At 66.2% G+C, this 21,206-nt stretch carries 18 protein-coding genes; 9 read left to right on the top strand and 9 right to left on the bottom strand.

Translation table 11 applies throughout. The annotated features are described in order from the left end of the window. Nucleotide 1: 1 nt before the first annotated feature. Nucleotides 2-562, bottom strand: coding sequence for a hypothetical protein (locus KBW95_RS06395; protein ID WP_211527748.1), 561 nt, complete (start codon nucleotides 560-562; stop codon nucleotides 2-4). 412 nt (nucleotides 563-974) lie between these two features. Between KBW95_RS06395 and KBW95_RS06390 the strand changes: the two genes are divergently transcribed. Together KBW95_RS06390 and KBW95_RS06385 are read left to right on the top strand one after the other, a co-directional pair. Then, complete coding sequence (locus KBW95_RS06390; RefSeq protein ID WP_211527744.1) at nucleotides 975-1,904, top strand: triacylglycerol lipase; 930 nt, start codon at nucleotides 975-977, stop codon at nucleotides 1,902-1,904. 2 nt (nucleotides 1,905-1,906) lie between these two features. After that, nucleotides 1,907-2,857 (top strand): lipase secretion chaperone, encoded by a 951-nt coding sequence (locus KBW95_RS06385; RefSeq protein WP_211525556.1) that lies wholly within the window; start codon nucleotides 1,907-1,909, stop codon nucleotides 2,855-2,857. A gap of 260 nt (nucleotides 2,858-3,117) precedes the next feature. On the opposite strand, the gene rpsI is transcribed toward KBW95_RS06385, so the two are convergent. Together rpsI and rplM are read right to left on the bottom strand one after the other, a co-directional pair. Further along, nucleotides 3,118-3,510, bottom strand: a complete 393-nt coding sequence (rpsI, locus tag KBW95_RS06380) for a 30S ribosomal protein S9 (protein ID WP_005667904.1) — start codon at nucleotides 3,508-3,510, stop codon at nucleotides 3,118-3,120. A 9-nt stretch (nucleotides 3,511-3,519) separates the two neighbouring features. Then, entirely contained in the window at nucleotides 3,520-3,948 is a 429-nt protein-coding gene (rplM, locus tag KBW95_RS06375; RefSeq protein WP_211521586.1) for a 50S ribosomal protein L13, read from the bottom strand. Nucleotides 3,949-4,241: 293 nt separating this feature from the next. Between rplM and KBW95_RS06370 the strand changes: the two genes are divergently transcribed. The 4 genes from KBW95_RS06370 (at nucleotide 4,242) to KBW95_RS06355 (ending at nucleotide 8,107) form a co-directional block, all read left to right on the top strand. After that, entirely contained in the window at nucleotides 4,242-5,681 is a 1,440-nt protein-coding gene (locus tag KBW95_RS06370; RefSeq protein ID WP_211527743.1) for an alpha/beta fold hydrolase, read from the top strand. 13 nt (nucleotides 5,682-5,694) lie between these two features. After that, nucleotides 5,695-6,426, top strand: a complete 732-nt coding sequence (locus tag KBW95_RS06365) for an ATP-binding cassette domain-containing protein (protein WP_211525554.1) — start codon at nucleotides 5,695-5,697, stop codon at nucleotides 6,424-6,426. Then, on the top strand, nucleotides 6,423-7,607 hold the full coding sequence (locus tag KBW95_RS06360) for an ABC transporter permease (protein WP_211527742.1): 1,185 nt from the start codon (nucleotides 6,423-6,425) through the stop codon (nucleotides 7,605-7,607). The genes KBW95_RS06365 and KBW95_RS06360 overlap by 4 nt, the downstream gene beginning before the upstream one ends. Nucleotides 7,608-7,684: 77 nt before the next feature. Beyond that, complete coding sequence (locus KBW95_RS06355; RefSeq protein ID WP_211525552.1) at nucleotides 7,685-8,107, top strand: OsmC family protein; 423 nt, start codon at nucleotides 7,685-7,687, stop codon at nucleotides 8,105-8,107. Between the two features lie 133 nt (nucleotides 8,108-8,240). Here the strand turns inward: KBW95_RS06355 and coq7 are convergent, their stop codons facing one another. Then, nucleotides 8,241-8,885 (bottom strand): 2-polyprenyl-3-methyl-6-methoxy-1,4-benzoquinone monooxygenase, encoded by a 645-nt coding sequence (gene coq7, locus KBW95_RS06350; protein ID WP_211525596.1) that lies wholly within the window; start codon nucleotides 8,883-8,885, stop codon nucleotides 8,241-8,243. 31 nt (nucleotides 8,886-8,916) lie between these two features. Next, nucleotides 8,917-9,369: a hypothetical protein gene (locus KBW95_RS06345; RefSeq protein WP_211527741.1), complete on the bottom strand. Its 453-nt coding sequence runs from the start codon at nucleotides 9,367-9,369 to the stop codon at nucleotides 8,917-8,919. Between the two features lie 217 nt (nucleotides 9,370-9,586). Here KBW95_RS06345 and KBW95_RS06340 point away from each other — a divergent pair, with 217 nt between their 5' ends. From KBW95_RS06340 to KBW95_RS06330, 3 genes are read left to right on the top strand one after another with little or no spacing between them, the layout of a single operon-like run. Further along, nucleotides 9,587-10,480 carry an ABC transporter ATP-binding protein gene (locus tag KBW95_RS06340; RefSeq protein WP_211525550.1) on the top strand — a complete coding sequence of 298 codons (894 nt, stop codon included), beginning with the start codon at nucleotides 9,587-9,589 and terminating at the stop codon, nucleotides 10,478-10,480. A gap of 1 nt (nucleotide 10,481) precedes the next feature. Continuing rightward, the gene (locus KBW95_RS06335; RefSeq protein ID WP_373888763.1) at nucleotides 10,482-14,057 is read left to right on the top strand and encodes a M1 family aminopeptidase; all 3,576 of its coding nucleotides are present in this window, start codon (nucleotides 10,482-10,484) and stop codon (nucleotides 14,055-14,057) included. A 43-nt stretch (nucleotides 14,058-14,100) separates the two neighbouring features. Next, a complete protein-coding gene (locus KBW95_RS06330) occupies nucleotides 14,101-14,307 on the top strand; it encodes an addiction module protein (protein ID WP_211525549.1) in 207 nt (68 codons plus the stop codon). Nucleotides 14,308-14,520: 213 nt separating this feature from the next. On the opposite strand, the gene KBW95_RS06325 is transcribed toward KBW95_RS06330, so the two are convergent. The 4 genes from KBW95_RS06325 to dprA form a co-directional block, all read right to left on the bottom strand. Further along, nucleotides 14,521-16,146: a methyl-accepting chemotaxis protein gene (locus KBW95_RS06325; RefSeq protein ID WP_211527740.1), complete on the bottom strand. Its 1,626-nt coding sequence runs from the start codon at nucleotides 16,144-16,146 to the stop codon at nucleotides 14,521-14,523. 345 nt (nucleotides 16,147-16,491) lie between these two features. Beyond that, nucleotides 16,492-19,131 (bottom strand): DNA topoisomerase III, encoded by a 2,640-nt coding sequence (locus tag KBW95_RS06320; RefSeq protein WP_211525547.1) that lies wholly within the window; start codon nucleotides 19,129-19,131, stop codon nucleotides 16,492-16,494. Nucleotides 19,132-19,416: 285 nt separating this feature from the next. Beyond that, entirely contained in the window at nucleotides 19,417-19,875 is a 459-nt protein-coding gene (locus KBW95_RS06315) for a DUF494 family protein (RefSeq protein WP_211525546.1), read from the bottom strand. 212 nt (nucleotides 19,876-20,087) lie between these two features. After that, nucleotides 20,088-21,203: a DNA-processing protein DprA gene (gene dprA, locus KBW95_RS06310; RefSeq protein WP_211525545.1), complete on the bottom strand. Its 1,116-nt coding sequence runs from the start codon at nucleotides 21,201-21,203 to the stop codon at nucleotides 20,088-20,090. Nucleotides 21,204-21,206 lie beyond the last annotated feature (3 nt).

The raw sequence follows: 21,206 nt of genomic DNA, 5'->3' as shown, positions 1-21,206 counted from the left end.
ATCAGGACTTCGGACGCTCGAGCGATGCCGGAATCGGGTGGGCCGGCGTTTCGGCATCCCAGGTGATCGACAGCACGCACCAGCGTGCGCCGTCATGCATCAGCTGCAGGCTGTTCACGCCGCGGCGCTGGACCGGGCCATCCGGACGCTCGCGCGTCTCATAGCTGCTGTGCATGTGCGCGATGTGGCCGAACTGGCTCACCTGATGCGCCACTTCGCGCTCGAAGAAGCCGCGCTGGCCCAGCAGGCGGTCGTTGAGGGCCGCGAACTGGCGCGGCGTTTGCGGCGCGGCCTGGAAGCCGGGTTCACGGTGCGAAGTGGGTGTCACGATGGCGCCGGGCGCGAACAGCTTGTCCATGCGCTCCCAGTCTTTTTTGGCGCCGGCCGGGCCGGAGACGATCTCGTACAAGGCCTGCACGACGCTCTGCGGGCTGCGGCTGTCGGGATTGCTGTCCTGGGCCGGGCCGCAGGCGGGCGAGGTGCCCAGGGGATTGTCGTCGGCGAGGACCGGAGCGGCCAGTGCCAGGGCGAACAGCGAGATGAGGAGATGCTTGCTTTGCATGCGGATTCCTTGGTTGAGGCGCACAACCTGCGCGGAACACCATCGTCGAGGCTGACACTAGTGGCAGAGTCAAGCGCGTTCTTCGCACAAAAAGCCGCACAAAACGTTCGTTTTTTACCCGTCCGGCCTGAAACCTCGGCCTTGTCTTGAGTTCTGTTGCGAAAGCGCCTCGGAGTTTTCCGATTCGCGAAATTTGCCCGAAAAACATGGTGCATTTACGAACGAACGTTCGGACCTTACTTTTGTTATCCGCCGCGAACATGGATGAGAACGATCTCACCATTTCTCCGGCAGGAGCGTTCCTCCGCACATGGGTGCATGAAAGCAAGCAAGCTGGCGACGCTTGAGCGAGCGCGGCAGTAGCCGTACTCTGGTTTTTGCCGGCACCACACCAACCTACATCGGAGACACCATGATCAAGCGGATCGTTCAATGGATCGGCATGGCCCTGCTCGCCCTTTCGCTCTTCCCTGCCCAGGCCTCGGCCCAAGGCTACACGCAAACCAAATACCCCATCGTGCTGGTGCACGGCTTCCTCGGCTGGGACACGATCGGCCCCTACGGCTACTGGTTCGGCATCGCCGACGCCTTGCGCCGGGACGGGGCCCAGGTCCATATCGCCCAGGTGACCGCGGCCAACAGCACCGAAGTGCGCGGCGAGCAGCTGCTCGCCTACGTCAAGCGGGTGCTTGCGGCCACCGGCGCCCAGAAAGTGAACCTGATCGGGCATAGCCACGGCGGGCCGACCGTGCGCTACGTCGCCTCGGTCGCGCCGCAGCTGGTCGCTTCGGTGACCAGCGTCGGCGGCGTGCACAAGGGCGCGCCGCTGGCGGACATCGTGCGCGGCTCGGTGGCGCCCGGTTCGTTCTCGGAAGCGGCGCTGGCTTCCATCGTCAACGGCGTGGCGGGCACGATCGCCTTCCTGTCCGGCGACGGCAGCACGCAGATGTCGACCGCGGCGCTGGCCTCGATGACGACCGCCGGCGCGGCCGCCTTCAACAGCAGGCATCCGCAGGGCGTGCCGCGCACCGCCTGCGGCGAAGGCGACTACCAGGTCAACGGCGTCCATTACTTCTCGTGGAGCGGCGCCCAGCCCTTCACCAACCTGCTCGACCCGCTCGACGGTTCGCTCGCCCTGCTCTCGCTGGCCTTCCATGGCGAGAAGAACGACGGGCTGGTCGGCAGCTGCTCGAGCCGGCTGGGGCGCGTGATCCGCGACGACTACGGCATGAACCACATGGATGAAGTCAACCAGGTGGCCGGCCTCGTCAACCTGTTCGAGACCAATCCCAAGACCGTCTACCGCCAGCAGGCCAACCGCCTGCGCGAGATGGGACTGTAAGCATGCGCCGCGTCCCGACCCTGGTATGGGAAGCGGCGGCCCTGCTGGCGGCCGCCGCGCTGTGCGCCTGGGTGTTCGCCTGGCTGCCGGCGCGGGACGCCGCAGCGCCCGCGGCGCCCGCGGCGACGCCGGCGAAGGCTGCGGGCCAGGCCGCTTCCTTTGCGCCTTCGCTCGCAGGCACGCACGCCGATGGCGGCGCCACTACCGGCGCGGACGGCCTGCTGGTGGCCAATGAAGACCTGGTCGAACTGTTCGACTACTACCTGGCGACCGTGGGCGAGAAGACGCCCGCACAGGTGCGCGCCGAAATCGAGCGCGAGCTGGAGCGGCGCCTGCGTCCGCCCGCATCGAATGCGGCCAGGCAGCTGCTGGGCCGCTATCTCGGCTACAAGGCGGCGCTGGTGGAACTGGAGCGCCGCAAGGACCTGGCGGGCGCCGGTGCGGCGGCCATCCGCAAGCGCCTGCAGGCCATGCGCACGCTGCGCGGGCGCTACTTCAGCGCGCAGGAGAGCCGTGCGATGTTCGGACGCGAGGACGCCGAACAGCAGGACATGCTGGCCCGCGTCGAAGTCCGCCAGGACCGGGCACTGAGCGCGGACCAGCAGCGCGAGCGGCTGGCCGAGCTGGACGCCGCCCTGCCGCCGGAGGTGCGCGAGGCGCGTGCGGCGCCGGTACGCATCGCGCGGCTGGAGGAATCGGTCGGGCAGATGCGCGCACGCGGCGCCGGGGACGAGGAAGTGTTCCGGGCGCGCGCCGAGGCGCTCGATCCCGATGCGGCGCGAAGGCTGGCCGAGGTGGACCGGGAAGAAGCGGAGTGGCGGCGCAGGATCGCCGCTTACCTCGATGCGCGCCGGAGCCTGCGGGATGCGCGGGCGCTGGCGGGACTGCGGGAGCGGATGTTCACGGCGGAGGAGCAGCGGAGGTTGCCGGCGTATGAAGGAAGCCTGCAGTAGAGGCGGCGCAAAGGATATTTGCACGGCTACTGTCTCATGCAAATATTGTTTGCATTAGCCCGTCGTTCCGGCGAAGGCCGGAACCCAAGTGTGCAAGCGTTCCACTAACGCTGGCATAAGTGGTTTGCATAGAAACTTGGATTCCGGCCTTCGCCGGAACGACGCGCTGAGGGACCGGACTGGCGGCCGCCCAAAACAAAAAGCCGCCAGCTTTGCAGCAGGCGGCTTTTGCAGCAGCGCACAAGGCGCTGTGAAGGCGATTAACGCTTCGAGAACTGCTTTGCGCGACGTGCTTTGCGCAGACCAACTTTCTTACGCTCGACTTCACGGGCGTCACGGGTGACGAAACCGGCACGTGCCAGGTCGCCCTTGAGGCCTGCGTCGTAGTCGATCAGAGCGCGGGTGATGCCGTGGCGGACGGCGCCTGCCTGGCCCGACTCACCACCACCGTGCACGTTGACCTTGATGTCGAAACGCTCGACGTTGCCGGTCAGTTCCAGCGGCTGGCGGATGACCATCAGGCCGGTTTCGCGCGAGAAGTATTCCGACGCCGGCTTGCCGTTCACGATGATCTGGCCGGTGCCGGCCTTGATGAACACGCGAGCGACTGCACTCTTGCGACGGCCGGTGCCGTAGTTGTAGTTACCGATCATGTCAGTTCCTTAGAGGGTCAGTGCTTGAGGTTGCTGTGCTGCGTGCGGGTGGGTGCCTTCCGCGTACACTTTCAGCTTCTTGATCATGGCGTAGCCCAGCGGGCCCTTCGGCAGCATGCCTTTGACAGCCTTTTCCAGGGCACGGCCCGGGAAGCGCTGTTGCATTTTCAGGAAGTTGGTTTCGTAGATACCGCCCGGGTAGCCCGAGTGACGGTAGTAGGTCTTGGCGGTGGCCTTGGTGCCGGTCACGCGCAGCTTGCCTGCATTGACGACGATGATGAAATCGCCGGTATCGACGTGCGGAGTGAATTCCGGCTTGTGTTTGCCGCGCAGTCGGAGTGCCACTTCGCTGGCAACACGTCCGAGGACCAAGTCCGTCGCGTCAATCACAAACCAGTCGCGCTGGACTTCATGGCCCTTAGCGGAAAAAGTTTTCATGTTGACTTCCTAATAAAGAAATTGCTCAAATGGTGGTTCCGCCCCAAACATCAGCGGACTCTGCCTTATTGTCTTTTCCTGAGCAAACGGAAAGCCCACGATGATAGCCCAACCGGGCATGCCACGTCAATCCGCATCCCACATGCTGTCGTTTTTTCCTTTCCCCGCACGCGCTAGCGCAAGATTATTTCTAGAGAGCTACCCCACACTCATAATTTCATGCACCGGTGGAACAATCGATTGACCCCGGAAAGAGGGCCAACTTACCATCATGGCAACCTCAAGGAGACTCAGTGAAGAAGCAATTCGTCCTATGCGCCCTGCCGCTGCTGTTGGCAGGCTCCGCCGGAGCCGCCGCACCTGCGTCGCCGTCCCAGGCGGCGGCCAGCACGCGCAGCTGCCACCTGCCCGGCGTCACCGAAGCCCTGCGCTGCGTCAGCGTGCCGGTGCCCCTCGATTACGCCGATCCGCGCGCCGGCACCCTCAAGCTGCACATCACCGTCGCCCCCGCCCTGCGCGAAGGCACCCGCGCCGACCCGCTGTTCGTGCTGGCCGGCGGCCCTGGCCAGGCCGGCAGCGACGTCCTGACCCTGCTCCCGGCGCTGCAGCGCGTGCGCGCCACCCGCGACCTGGTCTTCATCGACCAGCGCGGCACCGGCCTGTCGGGCAAGCTCGATTGCGAAAGCAAGCCGGAACACGAGCGCATGAGCGAGGAGCAGCTCGAAGCCGAGCTGCGCGCCTGCATTTCCAGCACCAAGGTCCGCTACGGCGCCTATACCACCGCGGCCAGCGCGCGCGACCTCGAACAGGTGCGCCGCGCGCTGCGCTATGGCCAGGTCAATCTCTGGGGCGGCTCCTACGGCACACGCCTGGCCCAGGTCTATGCGCGCGCCTTCCCGGCCAGCGTGCGCAGCCTGGTGCTGGACGGCGTCGCCGCGCCCGACCAGGTGATCCCGGCCGGCGCCAGGGACGCGCAGGCCGCGCTGGACGGCCTGTTCGCCCAGTGCGCCAAGGATGCGGGCTGCAACAAGGCCTTCCCCGCGCTGCGCGCCGAATTCAACGCGCTCGTGGCCAGGCTGGAACGCGGCGGCATTCCCGTGAGCCTGCCCGATCCGCGCACCGCCGAACCGGTCAGCTTCACCATGACGGCGCCGCGCTTCCTCGGCACCGTCCACAACATCCTGTATTCGCCGGCCGATGCGCGCCGCCTGCCCTTCCTGATCCACAGCGCCAGCCAGGGCCGCTGGGGCCCCTTCGTCGCGCGCCAGAACCTGAGCACCGACTTCGGCATGGACGCCAGCATGTCGATGCTGCTGCACCTGGCGGTGGTCTGCGCCGAAGACGTGCCGCGCCTGACGCCCGAGCTGCTGGCGCAGGACACCGGCCAGCTCACCAAGACCCTGGCGGAAAAATTCCCGTCGATCTGCAAGACGATGAACGTGCCGGCCGTGCCCCTGGCGGCGCCGGCCAGGATCGAGGCCCCGGCCCTGCTGCTGTCCGGCGCGCTCGATCCGGTCACGCCGCCGCACCGCGCCGCCACCGCGGCCAGGTACATGGCGCGCGCCCAGCAGGTGGTGGTGGCCAATGCCGGCCACGGCGTCTCGCAGCTCGGCTGCGCGCCGCGCCTGCTGCGCGAATTCCTCGACAAGCCGCAAGCCGCGCTCGACACGGCCTGCCTCAAAAAGATCCCGGCCCCGACCTTCCAGCTCGGCAGCGCCGGGCCGCAACCCTGAATAGCGACCGACCATGATTGAAGTCCACGATGTCCGCAAGTCCTTCGGCGCCGTCCAGGCGCTGGGCGGCGTTTCCTTCACCGCGCGCGACGGCCAGATCACCGCGCTGCTCGGCCCCAACGGCGCCGGCAAAACCACCCTGCTGCGCACCCTGGTCGGCCTGCTCCGGCGCGACCACGGCAGCATCTCGGTCGGCGGCGTCGATCCGGAAAAAGACCCGATGGCGGTGCGCCGCGACATCGGCTTCCTGACCGACCAGTTTGGCCTCTACGAGCGCCTGACCACCCACGAATACCTCACCTATTTCGGTGAACTCAACGGCATGGGCGGGACGGCCCTCACGCGCCGCATCGAGGAAGTCTCCGAGCTGCTCGGCATGGACGATATCCTCGCGCGCCGCACCAAGGGCTTCTCGCAAGGGCAGCGCATCAAGGTGGCGCTGGCGCGCACCCTGCTGCACCGCCCGCGCCACCTGCTGCTGGACGAACCGAGCCGCGGCCTGGACGTGATGAGCACGCGCGCCCTGCGCACCGCGCTGGCCGCCCTGCGCGCTGACGGCTGCTGCGTGATCATGGCCACCCACGTGATGCAGGAAGTGATCCACCTGTGCGAGGACGTGATCGTCATCGCCAGGGGCCATACCGTGGCCCAGGGCTCGCCCGACGAATTGTGCCGGCGCACCGGCATCGCCAACCTCGAAGACGCATTCGTGAGCCTGGTCGGCACCGAAGAAGGGATCGCATGAACTCCAAACTCCTGATCGTGTTCCGCAAGGAGCTGCGCGAAACCCTGCGCGAGAAGCGCACCCTGGCCACCCTGGCCCTGGTGACCCTGCTCTATCCCTTCCTGATCGGCCTGACCCTGAACCAGATCATCAGCAAGAACACCAAGATCGAGCGCGAAGGCATCGAACTGGCGGTGATCGGCGGCGCCAGGGCGCCGACCCTGATGGCCCAGCTGGCGGAAAAGAACATCACCGCCAAGGACACGGCGCCGACCAGCGACGAAGGCATCGCCGAACTGCTGCGCGCCAAGCATGCGGTGGCCGTGCTGCGCCTGTCCGAGGACTTCGCCGACAACTACCAGGCGATGCGCCCGGCGCGCATCGAAGTCTGGTACGACTCGGCGGCCGAACGCGGCGCCCAGCGGCGCGAAGTGGAAGAGGTACTGGAAGCCTACAGCAGCAACATCGCCAGCGCGCGCCTGCTGGCCCACGGCGTTTCGCCGGCGGCCCTGAACCCGATCCAGGTGCAGCGCTACGACACCGGCACCAATGCCTCGCGCTCGGCGGCCGTCATCGGCGGCATGATCGGCGTGCTGTTCTTCCCGGCCTTCATGCTGTCGCTGTCCTCGGCGATCGACAGCACCGCCGGCGAACGCGAGCGCCGTTCCTTCGAAGTGCTGATGGCGCAGCCGGCCCATACCTGGGAACTCGTCGGCGGCAAGTGGCTGGCGGCCAGCCTGCTCGGCGTGATCGGCGTGACCTTCTCGCTGGTGCTCGGGCACGTCATCTTCAAGTGGCTGCGGCTCGAGGAAATCGGCCTGTCCTGGAGCATGGGCTGGGACACCCTGCTCGGGATGTGCGTGATCGCCGTGCCGCTGTCGCTGCTGGCGGCGGCGATGTACGTGGCGGTGGCGATGAATTCCAAGACCTTCAAGGAAGCCCAGACCTTGTTGAGCATCGTGCTGATCGTGCCGCTGGTTCCGGGCATGGTGGTGTCCTTCCTCGACCTCAAGACCGCGCAGTGGATGTACCTGGTGCCGATGCTGTCGAACCAGACCCTGGCCAAGGAGGCGGCCAAGGGCGGCGACGTCGGCGCCCTGCCCTGGCTGCTGACCTTCCTGTGCTCGCTGCTGCCGGCCCTGGTGATCGTCGCGATCGCGAGCTGGCGCATGCGCAGCGAGAAGTACGTGCTGTCGGTGTGATCAGGGCGGTCCCCGGCGCGATTCCCGGGGCTGCCTTACAATAGCCCGGGCATCTGTACCAACCGCGGAGAATCTACATGGAAGTGAAAGTCAGCTGGAATGGCCCGTCGGGCATGAGTTTCCGGGCCGAGACCGGCAGCGGCCACATGGTGGCCATGGATGGCGCGCCCGAGGGCGGCGGCCATAACCTGGCCCCGCGCCCGATGGAGATGGTGTTGTTGGGCACCGGCGGCTGCACCGCCTATGACGTGGTCCTGATCCTCAAGCGCAGCCGCGAGGACGTGCAGGGCTGCGAGGTGACCTTGCAGGCGGAGCGCGCGGAAACCGATCCGAAGGTGTTCACCAGGATTAACTTCCACTTCGTGGTCAGCGGGCGCAACCTGAAGCCGGCGACGGTGGAGCGCGCGATCAACCTGTCGCACGACAAGTACTGCTCGGCGTCGATCATGATGGCGAAGACGGCGGAGATGACGCACTCGTTCGAGATCGTCGAAGTCTGAGTTTTCGTACACTCAAATAACGTCATCCCCGCGCAGGCGGGGACCCAAGGTCATAGCGCAGACGAATTGCACGCAAACTTGGGTCCCCGCCTGCGCGGGGATGACGCTTTGGAGCAGCGGGCTAAGGTTTGACTCAGACGTAATACGCCGTCGTCGTCATCACCTTCGACATCGCCGTCATCGCCATGCGCACTGGCAGCGGCGTGTTCGCCGCCCCCAGCGCCTCGGCCTTGGCGCCGTGCGCCACCTCATCCACCCGCATCTGCTCGACGATCGCGCGCGACTTGGCGTCCTGCGGCGGCAGCAGGCTCAGATGGCTGTTCAGGTGCGCCTCCACCTGGCGCTCGGTCTCGACCACGAAGCCCAGGCTGTGCTTGTCGCCGATCTTGGCCGCGATGCTGCCCAGCACATAGGCGCCGGCATACCACAGCGGATTGAGCACGCTCGGCTGCGAGCCGAGTTCCGACAAACGCTGCGCGGTCCAGGCCAGGTGGTCTTCTTCCTCGCGGCCGGCCTGCTCGAACTGGGCGCGCATTTCCGGCGTCTGGGCGAAGCGCGCCTGCGAGTCGTACAGCGCCTGGGCGCAGACTTCGCCGACGTGGTTCACGCGCATCAGGCCCGCGCTGTGGCGGCGCTCCTCGTCGCTCAGTTCGCAGTCGACGGCATGCGCGCCCGGGTTCGGGCGCGACATCGAGGCCACGCCGCCCACCACGCGCAGGGCTTTGTCGAAGCCGACGATCAGGTGGTCCAAAGGAGATATAAAGCGGTTCGCTGACATAGGATTCACGGTACAAGTCGCCAAAGCGCCATTATATTCCCTGCGCCGCATCGAGGCCGCCGCCTTCCGGCGCTTCGGCTTTCCTGCGCGCGATCCAGTCCGCCAGCGGCCCGACCGGCTCCAGCCCCGAGATGTTCTTCGCCACGCCCAAATTCAGTTCGAGCAGGAAGGGAATCGACTCCAGCGGCACTTCCGGGCAGTGGCGCTGGAACGCCTCCAGGAAGCGCTCGGACTCGACCACCGGCATCACCTTCTCCCCGCTCATGTACTGCAGCACGCTGGCGATGCTGTGCCCCTTGCCGAGGGTGTGGTAGATGAAGCGGTTGAACTCGCGGTCGACCTTCTTGAAGTCGATCGTTTCCTTGGTCATCAGCCCGGCCAGGTACACCAGGCCCAGCGCGACGCGGAACCAGTCGGTCGATTCGACCCGGCCGCGCCCTTCGCGCATCAGGATCAGGAGCCTGTCTTGGGTGGCAGTGTTCATATGTCCATTATCCATATTTCCCGCCGGAGCGCGAGAAGTGTTTACATGGAGAAATATAATATGCCGCGAACCATCGGTTTTTTGCAGTCCAGGTAGCGGATTCGCCCGCGCGTCGCATTAGCACCACGTTGTCAGTGACAATTTAATACAATGCAAGTGTCGAAAAAGTGCTTGCAATAAATACATACGTGCTTGCGCACAGGGTTCAGGAGTCTTCATGGAATTACGCATCCGCAATTTGTCCAAGACCTACGCCAATGGCGTGGTGGCCCTGGACCGTGTCACGCTGACCATCCCGGCCGGGATGTTCGGCCTGCTCGGCCCCAATGGCGCGGGCAAATCGACCCTGATGCGCATCCTGGCCACCCTGCAGGAATGCGACTCCGGCTCGGTCTTCCTGGACGATATCGACGTCCTCGACGAAAAGGACGAGGTGCGCCGCATGCTGGGCTACCTGCCCCAGGATTTCGGCGTCTATCCGAAAGTGACCGCTTACGAACTGCTCGACCATTTCGCCCAGCTCAAGGGCGTGTCGAACAAGGCGCGGCGGCGCGAAGTGGTCGACGGCCTGCTCCAGCAGACCAACCTGTGGGAAGTGCGCGAGCAGCGCCTGGGCACCTTCTCGGGCGGCATGCGCCAGCGCTTCGGCATCGCCCAGGCCCTGCTGGGCGACCCGCGCCTGATCATCGTCGACGAGCCGACCGCCGGCCTCGATCCGCAGGAGCGGGTGCGCTTCCACAACCTGCTGTCCGACATCGGCGAAGACCGCACCGTGCTGCTCTCGACCCACATCGTGTCCGACGTGGCCGACCTGTGCGCCAACATGGCCATCATCAACAAGGGCCAGGTGCTGCTGTGCGGCGAACCCCAGGACCTGATCTACGGGATCGAGGACTATATCTGGGCGCGCGTGGTCACCAAGCAGGAGCTGCCCGAGTTCCAGAAGCGCTACGCCGTGATCTCGACCCGGCTGCTGAGCGGCCGCACCCTGATCCACGTGTATTCCGAGGACGATCCGGGCGAGGGCTTCGAGCCGGCCCGCGCCAGCCTGGAGGACGTCTACTTCGCCACCATCGCCGGCCGCTACAACCCGGCCGCGGGGACCTGCTGACGTGAGTCCTTTGTTCGCCATCGCCCGTTTCGAGGCGGGACAGCGCCTGCGCCTGCTGTCCACCTGGGTGTATTTCGGGGTCTTCCTGGCCCTGGCCATGCTGTGGATGGCCGCCGCCGGCGGCGTGTTCCGCGACGCCGTGGTGTCCTTCGGCGGCCGGGTCCTGCTCAACGCCCCGCGCCAGATCGCCCTGACCACCGCCTTCCTCGGCTGCTTCGGGGTGGTGGTGACGGCGGCCGTGATGGGCCGCTCGGTGCAGCAGGATTTCGAATACCAGATGCACCACTTCTTCTACAGCGCGCCGATCCGCAAGTACCACTACGTGTTCGGCCGCTTCCTCGGCGCCTTCGTGGTGCTGGCGGTGATCTTCTCCAGCATCCTGCTGGGCGCCTGGCTGGGCAGCTTCATTCCGGGCATCGCGCCCGACCGCCTGGGGCCGGCCAGCCTGGCCAGCTTCGTGCAGCCCTACCTGTACACGCTGCTGCCAAACATCTTCATCTTCGGCGCGATCTTCTTCGTGCTGGCGGCCCTGACCCGGCGCATGCTGCCGGTCTATGTGGCCAGCGTGGTCATGATGATCGGCTATGTCGTCGCGCCCGGGCTGGCGCGCGACCTCGACTACAAGACCCTGGCGGCCCTGATCGACCCCTTCGGCACCACAGCCCTGATCCGCCTGACCGAGTACTGGCCGATCGCCGAGCGCAATACGCGCGCGATCGGGCTGGAAGGCGTCTACCTGGTCAACCGCCTGATCTGGGCCGCCCTGGGCGCGGTCGTGCTGCTGCTCGGCTACTGGCGCCTGCACCTGATCGGCGACCTGGACCCGCGCGGCCGCGGCCGCGGCCCGGCCGAGACGCCGGTGGAACTGGCCCACAGCGCCGTCGACACCCGCGAAGCGCCCGACTTCGCCGGCCGCAGCCTGGCGATCCTGCTGGTCACCACCGCCTGGACCAACCTGCGCGAATCGGTCAAGAACATCTACTTCGCCGTGCTGACCCTGGCCGGCGTGCTGGCCCTGGTGGCCAGCTCGCTCGACCTGGGCTCGATCTACGGCACGCCGACCTATCCGGTCACCTACATGGTGCTGGACATGATCCGCGAAGTGTTCGAGCTGTTCCTGCTGGTGGTCACCATCTTCTACGCCGGCGAACTGGTCTGGCGCGACCGCGACCAGCGCATCGCCCAGATGCTCGACGCGCTGCCGGTGCCGACCTGGCTGCCGCTGGCCGCCAAGACCCTGGCCCTGGTCGGCCTGCAGGCCTTCCTGCTCCTGATCGCCATGCTCGCCGGGATGCTGATCCAGCTGTTCAAGGGCTACTTCGGCCTCGAGCCCGGCCTCTACCTGCGCACCCTGTTCACCGTGATGCTGCCGGAGTACGCGCTGATCGCGGTGCTGGCGATCGCGGTGCAGGTGATCGTCAACCACAAGTACCTGGCCTACTTCCTCCTGATCGCCTGGTACGTGCTGGTGGTGACCCTGGACGCCCTCGGCGTCGACCATCCGCTGGTCCTGTACGGCATCAGCCCGGAAGCCAGCTATTCGGCGATGAACGGCTTCGGCCACTACCTGCTGCGCGAACACCTGTTCCAGCTGTACTGGGCCGGCGCCGCGGTCATGCTGCTGGTGGCCGCGCGCGTGCTGTGGCCGCGCGGCGTCGACACCGGCCTGCGCGAGCGCCTGCGCCTGGCGCGCCGCAACCTGTCGCCGCTGGTGCTGGCCGGTTTCGGCGCCGGCTTCGTGCTGTTCGCCGGCGTGGGCATCCTGCTGTGCTACGAAATGGCGGCGGCGGGCTGGCAGACCCCGTGGCAGAAGGAAGCCACGCGCGCCCGCTACGAACAGCGCTACCACCGCTACGCCGCCCTGCCGCAGCCGCGCATCGCCGACGTCAACGTGGAAGTCGCGATCCGTCCGGAAGAGCGTTCCCTGCGCATCAAGGGCTACTACCAGCTCGAGAACCGCACTGGCGGGCCGCTGGCCGACATCGTCCTCTACCAGCAGCGCGGCGCCGCCCTGTCGGCCAGGTTCTCGCAGCCGGCGACCCTGGCGCGCGCCGATGTCGACCACGGCTTCTACCACTACCGCCTGGCCACCCCGCTGGCGCCGGGCGCGCGCCTGGCGCTGGAGTTCCGGGTCGACTACGTGCCGGGCGGGCTGCTGGGCGTGATGCAGGACACGCCGGTGGTCGGTAATGGCACTTTCTTTACCAATTCCGTCATGCCGCGCATCGGCTACCAGCCCTCGGTGGAGCTGGACGACGAGCGCGAACGCCGCCGCCACGGCCTGGCCCCGCGCGAGCGCATGGCGGCGCGCGACGACGCGGCCGCGCGCGCCAACAACATGGCCGGCAACGACGCCGGCTGGGTCAGTTTCGACGCCGTGGTCAGCACCAGCCCGGACCAGATCGCGATCGCGCCCGGCACCCTGGAGCAGGAATGGATAGCCAATGGCCGCCGCTACTTCCACTACCGGATGGACAAGCCGATCCTGAACATGGTCGCCTTCCAGTCGGCGCGCTACGAGGTGCGCCACGACCGCTGGCGCGACGTGACCATCGACGTCTACTACCATCCCGGCCACGAGTACAACGTCGACCGCATGATCAAGGGCGCCCAGGCCGGCCTGGACTACGGGTCGCGGCGCTTCAGCCCCTACCAGTTCCGCGAGCTGCGCATCGTCGAATTCCCGCGCTACGAGCGCTACGCCCAGGCCTTCCCCGGCACCATCCCGTTCTCCGAGAGCGCCGGCTTCATCGCCAAGGTGGATTCCGGCTCGCCGAAGGACATCGACTATCCGTTCTACGTCAGCGCCCACGAAACCGCGCACCAGTGGTGGGGCCACCAGCTGGTGGGCGCCGAGACGCGCGGCGCGACCGTGCTGTCCGAGAGCCTGTCGGAGTACACGGCGCTGATGGTGATGAAGCGCGCGGTCGGCCCGAACAAGATGCGCCGCTTCCTGCGCTACAACCTGGACGCCTACCTGATGGGCCGCGCCACCGAGCCGCGCAAGGAGCTGCCGCTGGGGCACAACGAGAACCAGGACTACGTCCATTACCGCAAGGGCAGCCTGGCGCTCTACCTGCTGCAGGACCTGCTGGGCGAGGACGTGGTGAGCGGCGTGCTGCGCCAGCTGCTGGCCACCCACGCCTACCAGGGCGCGCCCTATCCGACCGCCAGCAGCCTGATCGACGCCCTGCGCGCGGTGACGCCGGCGGACAAGGCCTACCTGATCGACGACCTGTTCGAGCACATCGTCCTGTACGAGAACCGCGCCGAGAGCGCCACGATGCGCCAGCGCCGCGACGGCAAGTTCGAGGTGACGATCCGCGCCCATGCCGCCAAGGTGCGTGCGGGCGAGCTGGGCGACGAGAAGCCGGCGCCGCTGCGCGACTACATCGAATTCGGCGTCGACGACCGCAACGGCAACGCCCTGGTGCGCGAGCGGCGCCTGGTCGACAAGGCGGAACAGACGGTGGTCCTGGTGGTGGACGTGCGTCCGGGACGGGCCGGTATCGACCCGGACAACAAACTGATCGACAAGAAACCAACAGACAACATGGTCGCAGTCGACAACCCATGATTCTCACGTTATGATCGACTCACTACACTCCGGAAGGAAAATCATGTCGAACGTGGTTGCCGAGATCGCAGAAAAGATCCAGACGCTGAGTGCTTCGGAAAAGCACGAGCTGCTGCGCCTGCTGCTGCAGGATATCGATGGTGCCGACGAGGACGCGGACGAAGCCTGGCGCAACGAAGTGGTGCGCCGCGTGAAGGCGATCCGCAACGGCGAAGCCGCCATCCGCGCGCTGCAAGAGTGGCAGGATTAAGCTTCCCTGATCCCAGGGAATGAAAACCGCGGCGTGACCGCGGTTTTTTGCATGGGGCTCGCGGGGTGCGGGCCCTTTTCATTTTATGGTGGTGTGCGTGCACTTAGGTTCCGGCCTTCGGCGGAACGACGTGCTAACCGAAGTGCCAAGCTCAGAGACCGTCGTTCCGGCGAAGGCCGGAACCCAATTCAGCAGCGCACCACGGACGCTTTCTTAAGCTGCCTTCGCCACGCTACGCTGCTTCCCCGGCAAGGCCTTGCGCGCCACCGGCGCCGCAAGCGCCTCCTGCCCACGCGCCAGCTTGAAGGTCCCCACCAGCTGCGACAAGCCCCCCGCCTGCTCGCGCATCGCTTCCGCCGCAGCCGCCGCCTGCTCCACCAGCGCCGCATTCTGCTGCGTCACGTGATCCATCTGCACGATCGCCTGGTTCACCTGCTCGATGCCGGAGCGCTGCTCGTCGCTCGCCGCCGAGATCTCGCCGATGATGTCCGACACCCGGCGCACGCTGGCCACCACTTCGTCCATCGTGCGGCCGGCCTGGTCCACCAGGCGCGAGCCCGCTTCCACGCGCGAGACCGAATCGCCGATCAGGCCCTTGATTTCCTTGGCCGCGTTGGCCGAGCGCTGGGCCAGGTTGCGCACCTCGCCCGCCACCACAGCGAAGCCCCGTCCCTGCTCGCCGGCGCGCGCCGCTTCCACCGCGGCGTTCAGCGCCAGGATGTTGGTCTGGAAGGCGATGCTGTCGATCACGCCGATGATGTCGACGATCTTGCGCGCCGACTCGTTGATCGAACCCATCGTGGTCACCACTTCCGACACCACCGCCCCGCCGCGGGTCGCGGTCTCGGCGGCGCTGGCCGCCAGCTGGTTGGCCTGGCGCGCGTTGTCGGCGTTCTGCTTGACGGTCGAGGTCAGTTCCTCCATCGAGGACGCGGTCTCTTCCAGCGAGCCGGCCTGCTGCTCGGTGCGCGCGGACAGGTCCTGGTTGCCGGCCGAGATCTCGGTCGACGCCGCCTCGATGCGCTCGGTGCCGCCGCGCACCTCGGACACGATGGCCACCAGGGCGGCGTTCATGTCCCTCAGCGCGCCCATCAGCTCGCCCGTCTCGTCCTTCGAACGCACCCTCACCTCGGCGCTCAGGTCTCCCTCGGCCACCTGCTTGGCCACCTTGACGGCGCGGCGCAACGGGATGCTGATCGAGCGCATCAGCTGGAAGGCCATGAAGCCCGCCATCAGCACCGACAGGATGCCGCCGCCGATCAGGACCCGGCTCAGGCTCGCCTGCAGGCTGGCCGCGTCGGCACGGCGCTGTTCCAGCAGCACGGTCTCGGCCTTGCCGACATCGGCGAGCAGGCTGCGCATGGCGTCCATGCCGGCCCTGCCCTTGCCCTGCTGGACGAAGGCGACCACTTCGCCGACGTTGTCGTCGACGCTGGCGCGGCGCATGGCGATCACCGGATCGATGGCCTGGGCCAGCCAGTTGCCCTGGAGCTGGCCGAGCAGCTTGAGGCGCTCCTGCTGGGCCGCGTTGTCGGCGGTCAGGGCCAGCGCCTTGTCGAGATGCTGGCGGAAGGCCTGCTTGCCGCCCTGGTAGGGCTGGAGCGAGGCCTCGTCGCCGGTCAGCGCATAGCCGCGCTGGCCGGTTTCGGTATTGATCAGGGCTTCGGTCACGGCGTCGACTTCGGCCAGCACCTCGTAGGTGTGGAGGTTCATGTCGTTGGCCGTGCCGAGGCGGGCGAAGTTCACGTACGAAATGGCGACCATGAGGACGGTCATGCTGGCCAGGACGCCGAAGCCCAGGTAGATCCGGGTGGCGATTTTGAGATCGGATAGCTTCATGTGCAGTTTCAGAACTGTTCGTCTAGTTGGAAGATGGCTCGTCTCCGGGAGCCGCCGTACCTGAAACAATGACCAAAGGTACTCGATGATTATTACTTGAACATCGGTTACAGGGAAGAAAAATATTGAACGGTTGGAAAGAAGTGTTGCGGATGCTCATGCAAACGTAGGTTCCGGCCTTCGCCGGAACGACGGTTTTACAGCTAACGGGTTACGGACAAGTTTATGGCCTGCGCCTTGCCCCGTCGTTCCGGCGCAGGCCGGAACCTAAGTTTTCACGCATCCCGCGAGCGCAAAAAAAACGCGAGCCGAAGCTCGCGTTTTCACCACCGGCCAAAGCCAGTCTTATTTCTTCGCCGCCGAAGCCGTCTTCTTGGCCGGCGCCTTCTTCGCAGCTGGCTTCTTGGCGGGCGCCTTCGCCGCCGCCTTGCGCGCCGGCTTCACGGCCTCCGCCGCACCGTCGGCACCGTCGGCGCCATCGGCCGCAGCCGCCTTGCCCTTGGCGCCAGGCTTGGCCTTGCGCTCCTCGAACTCGAAGCTGATCTTGCCGTCCTTGCCGCGCACCAGGAAGGCCTTGAAGGCCCGGCGGGTACGCTGCGAGACGAAGCCCGGCAGCAGGTCGGTCTTGCCGTCGTTCAGCAGCTTGCCCATCTGCTCAGGCAGGATCTCCTGCTGCAGGATGATGCGGCCGCTGCGGAAGTCGCAAGTCTTGGGCTTGGCCACGCTGTGCTCGCACACATAGGCCAGCGGCATCTCGTACACGCCGCCCTGGCACTTCGGGCAGGGGCCGACCGGGGTCTGGCCGCTGAAGTCCACGCCCTCGCCTTCCTCGCCCTCGTCCTGATCCTGGCCGAAGTCGAATTCCAGCTTGAAGTTCTTGACCTCTTCGTCGCGCACGATGCGCAGGATCGCCGCGAACGGACGGCCCATCTTGGAGCGGAAGCCCTGCAGCGGACCGATGGTGCGGTTCTTCAGCAGCTCCTCGACTTCCTCGATCTCGAACTGGCGGCTGCCCGGCGTCTTCGACATCGAGAAGTCGCATTTGGTGCAGGCGAAGCGGCGGTAGTTTTCCTTGACCACGCCACTGCAGTTCGGACAAGGCGTCTGCAGGGTCGCGTACTCGCCCGGGATCGTGTCGTTGTCGTATTCCTTGGCGCGCTTGACGATGATCTGGGTCATCTGCGCGATCTCGCGCATGAATTCCTCGCGCGAGATCTTGCCCTTCTCCATCTGGGCGAGCTTGTATTCCCATTCGCCGGTCAGCTCGGGGGCGGTGAGTTCGTTCACGCCCAGGCCGCGCAGCAGGGTCATCAGCTGGGACGCCTTCGCGGTCGGCATCAGCTCGCGGCCTTCGCGCAGCAGGTATTTCTCGGTCAGCAGGCCTTCGATGATGGCCGCGCGGGTCGCCGGCGTGCCCAGGCCCTTGCCGGCCATGGCGTCGCGCAGCTCGTCCGAGTCGACCAGCTTGCCCGCGCCTTCCATCGCCGACAGCAGGGTCGCTTCGGTGTAGCGCGCGGGCGGCTTGGTGACCAGGCCGTTGGCGCTGAGCTTGTCGGCCAGGACCTTCTCGCCCTTGGCCACCGGCACCAGGGTGGCGCCGTCCTTGTCGTCGCCGGTGGTGTCCTTGCCGTACACGGCCAGCCAGCCGGGGTTGGTCATCACCTTGCCCTCGGTCTTGAACTGGTGGCCCGAGACTTCGGTGAAGCGGGTGGTGACCAGGAACTCCGCGGCCGGGAAGAACACGGCCAGGAAGCGGCGCGTGACCAGGTCGTAGAGCTTCTGTTCCGGCTCGCTCAGGTTCTTCGGGATCACGCCGGTCGGGATGATGGCGAAGTGGTCCGAGATCTTGGTGTTGTCGAAGATGCGCTTGTTCGGCTTGACCCAGCCGTTCTTCAGCACCTGCTTCGAGAATTGCTGGTAGTTGTTGGTGTCGTTCAGCGCTTCCATCGTGCTCTTGACCGTGCCGACATAGTCTTCCGGCAGGTGGCGCGAATCGGTACGCGGATAGGTGAGCACCTTGTGCTTTTCGTACAGCGCCTGGGCCAGGCCCAGGGTGTTCTTGGCCGAGAAGCCGAAGCGGCCGTTGGCCTCGCGCTGCAGCGAGGTCAGGTCGAACAGGGCCGGCGCCATCGAGGTGGTCGGCTTCGATTCCTCGGTGACCACGCCCTGCTTGCCGCGGCAGGCGGCGACGATCGAATCGGCGGCGGCCTTGCTCCACAGGCGCTCGGCGCGCTTCTCGGGATCGTTCTCGTCCTTCTTGAAACCGGTGTCGAGCCAGCGGCCTTCGTAGACGCCGGCGGCGCACACGAACTCGGCGCGCACTTCCCAGTAGTCGCGCGGCACGAACTTCTTGATCTTCTCTTCGCGCTCGACCACGATCGACAGGGTCGGCGTCTGCACGCGGCCCACGGTGGTCAGGTAGAAACCGCCCTCCTTCGAGTTGAAGGCGGTCATGGCGCGGGTGCCGTTGATGCCGATCAGCCAGTCGGCTTCCGAGCGGCAGCGCGCGGCGTCGGCCAGCGGCAGCATCTCGTCGTCAGTGCGCAGGTGGGCGAAGCCCTCGCGGATCGCGGCCGGGGTCATCGACTGCAGCCACAGGCGCTTGACCGGCTGCTTGGCCTTGGCGTTCTGGGCGATCAGGCGGAAGATCAGTTCTCCTTCGCGTCCCGCGTCGCATGCGTTGATCAGGGTGGTGACATCCTTGCGCTTGATCAACTTGTTGAGCACCTTGAGGCGCGATTCGGTCTTGGCGATCGGATTCAGCGCGAAGTACGGCGGAATCACGGGCAGGTGCTGGAAGCTCCATTTGCCGCGCTTGACGTCGTATTCCTCGGGCACCGTGATCTCGAGCAGGTGACCGACGGCGGACGAGAGAATGAATTCGTCGGATTCGAAGTACTCATCGTGCTTGGTGAAGCCGCCCAGCGTCTTCGCGATGTCGTTCGCGACCGAGGGCTTCTCCGCGATGATGAGGGATTTGGTCATAGGGTTTCTCGTCGTACTTACTATATAGAGTGGTGTGGCTCGGCTTGCGCATCATACATGCTTCGAGCCGGACGGCCTTGTTTGCCGTAGTGTCTGAATGGTAACAGTCTGTTTTGAGCGGCCAATGATAAGCGGGTTCTCGCCGTCCCTGCAAGTACGCCTTGTGCCGGACTTGTGCTGGACCATGGTGCGAAACGGCCGTGCGGCCGCCTCGAAAACGGGCAGCGCCAATGAAAAACGGGGCTGAAGGCCCCGTTTTGGTATGGTGTAAAACTTTGTGCTGGATCAGTGGAGCAGACGCGGCTCCTGCTCGTCCTCGTCGCTGAACAGGTCGTCGAACATGAGGGCGTCGGGCTCCTTGCCCTGGCTCCACATGACCATCAGCACGATGATCTTGAGCTTGCCCAGGGTAACGGGCGATTCGTCGACCGCCAGCGCGCGCTCGATGACGATCTCGCGCTGCACGGGGCCGAGTACGCCGGCGCTTTCCAGGAACTGGATGAAGCCGATCGCTGCGCTGCCCAGCTCGATGTATTCCTCGTCCACGTAGTAGCGGGTGCCGGTCGAGGCTTCGATCTGCTCGGTGGTCGCCATCTCGGTCAGGCCGGTGAGCCAGTCGAGGGCTTCCGAGATTTCAATGTCGTCGAAACCGACGGCGGACAGCTTGCGAGCCAGGGCTGCCGGCTCGGGGCAGGCGTCGGGACGGTAGTACGTCTCGTAGAGGTAGACCAGGATGTCGAACATAGTGACGCTACTGTAGCAGTTAAGTTCGTCGCGGCACAAGTCTCGCGCGCGCGCACGAACCCTCCCCGAAAAAAACGTTGTTTCGCGGCCTTATCCGTTCAATCAGCTTACTCGATTCCCAATGAAAACAAGAGCATACATTTCGCAAACACCCTCTTGCTAAGGATAGATCTTTGCAACTCAGCAGTATGTTTTCCGCTGCTTGATACGGCTCAGCGAACGAGCCTTTGCACCCGTCCGCCGGGCAGTTGTTCGACCAGGCCGGCCAGCTCCAGCGCCAGCAAACGGCCGCCCAGCAGGCCGGCGTCGCCGCCTACCCGCTCCAGCAAAGCATCGATGCCGACCGGGTCGTGGCCAAGGGCGGCAAGGAGCTCGTCGTCCGGTTCGGCTTCCGCAGGCACCGCCGGGGCGGCCAGGGGCGAGCAGCGCATGGCCGCCAGCACGTCGTCCACGGTCTCGACCAGTTGCGCCCCTTCGCGGATCAGCTGGTGGCAGCCCTTGGCCAGGGCCGAATGGATGGAACCGGGGATGGCGAACACCTCCCTGCCCTGCTCGGCCGCCAGCTGGGCCGTGATCAGGGAGCCGGACCCGGCCGCCGCCTCCACCACCAGCACGCCGGCCGCGAGGCCGCTGATGATGCGGTTACGGCGCGGAAAGTTGCCCGCGACCGGCGGCGTGCCGAGGGCGTATTCGCTGACGATGCAGCCTTCGCCGGCGATGCGGTGGGCCAGTTCGCGGTTGCGCGCCGGATAAACGCGGTCGATGCCGGTGCCGATCACGGCGATGGTCGCGCCGGCGCCGTCGAGCGCGCCCTGGTGCGCGGCCGTGTCCACGCCCAGCGCCATGCCCGACACGACGCACAGGCCGGCCTGCGACAAGGCCCGCGCGAAGCCCTCGGCATTGGCCCTGCCCTGCATGCTCGCGTTGCGGCTGCCGACCACGGCCACCAGGGGCGCCGCCAGCAAATCGATGCGCCCTTTTATATAGAGCATCAAAGGCGGGTCGGGAATCTGGGCCAGCAGCGCCGGATAGCCGGGGTCGTGCAGGGTGAGGATGTGGTGGGAGGGCTGCCGCAGCCAGACCAGGGTGGCCTCGATCAGCCGGGCCAGCTCGGGAGATGGCGGTGCGCACAGAGCGCGCGCCTGGGCGGGAGAAACCAGCTCGGCAAGTAGGCCCTGGCTGGCGGAGAAGATCGCGGCTGGAGCGCCCAGGCGCTCCAGCAGGTGCCGCGCAGTCCGGCCGCCCACCCCGCTGGCCTGTTCCAGGCGTATCCAGTCGGCGATGTTATTGGCGACGGAAGCGGTGGTGTGGGGGTCCGTGTCCTGCACGGC

It is taken from the genome of Massilia sp. ZL223, from assembly GCF_018119395.1.
GTDB lineage: Bacteria > Pseudomonadota > Gammaproteobacteria > Burkholderiales > Burkholderiaceae_D > Telluria.
Note: the sequence above shows the minus strand (reverse complement) of the source record. Positions and strands in the feature narration are given on the sequence as shown.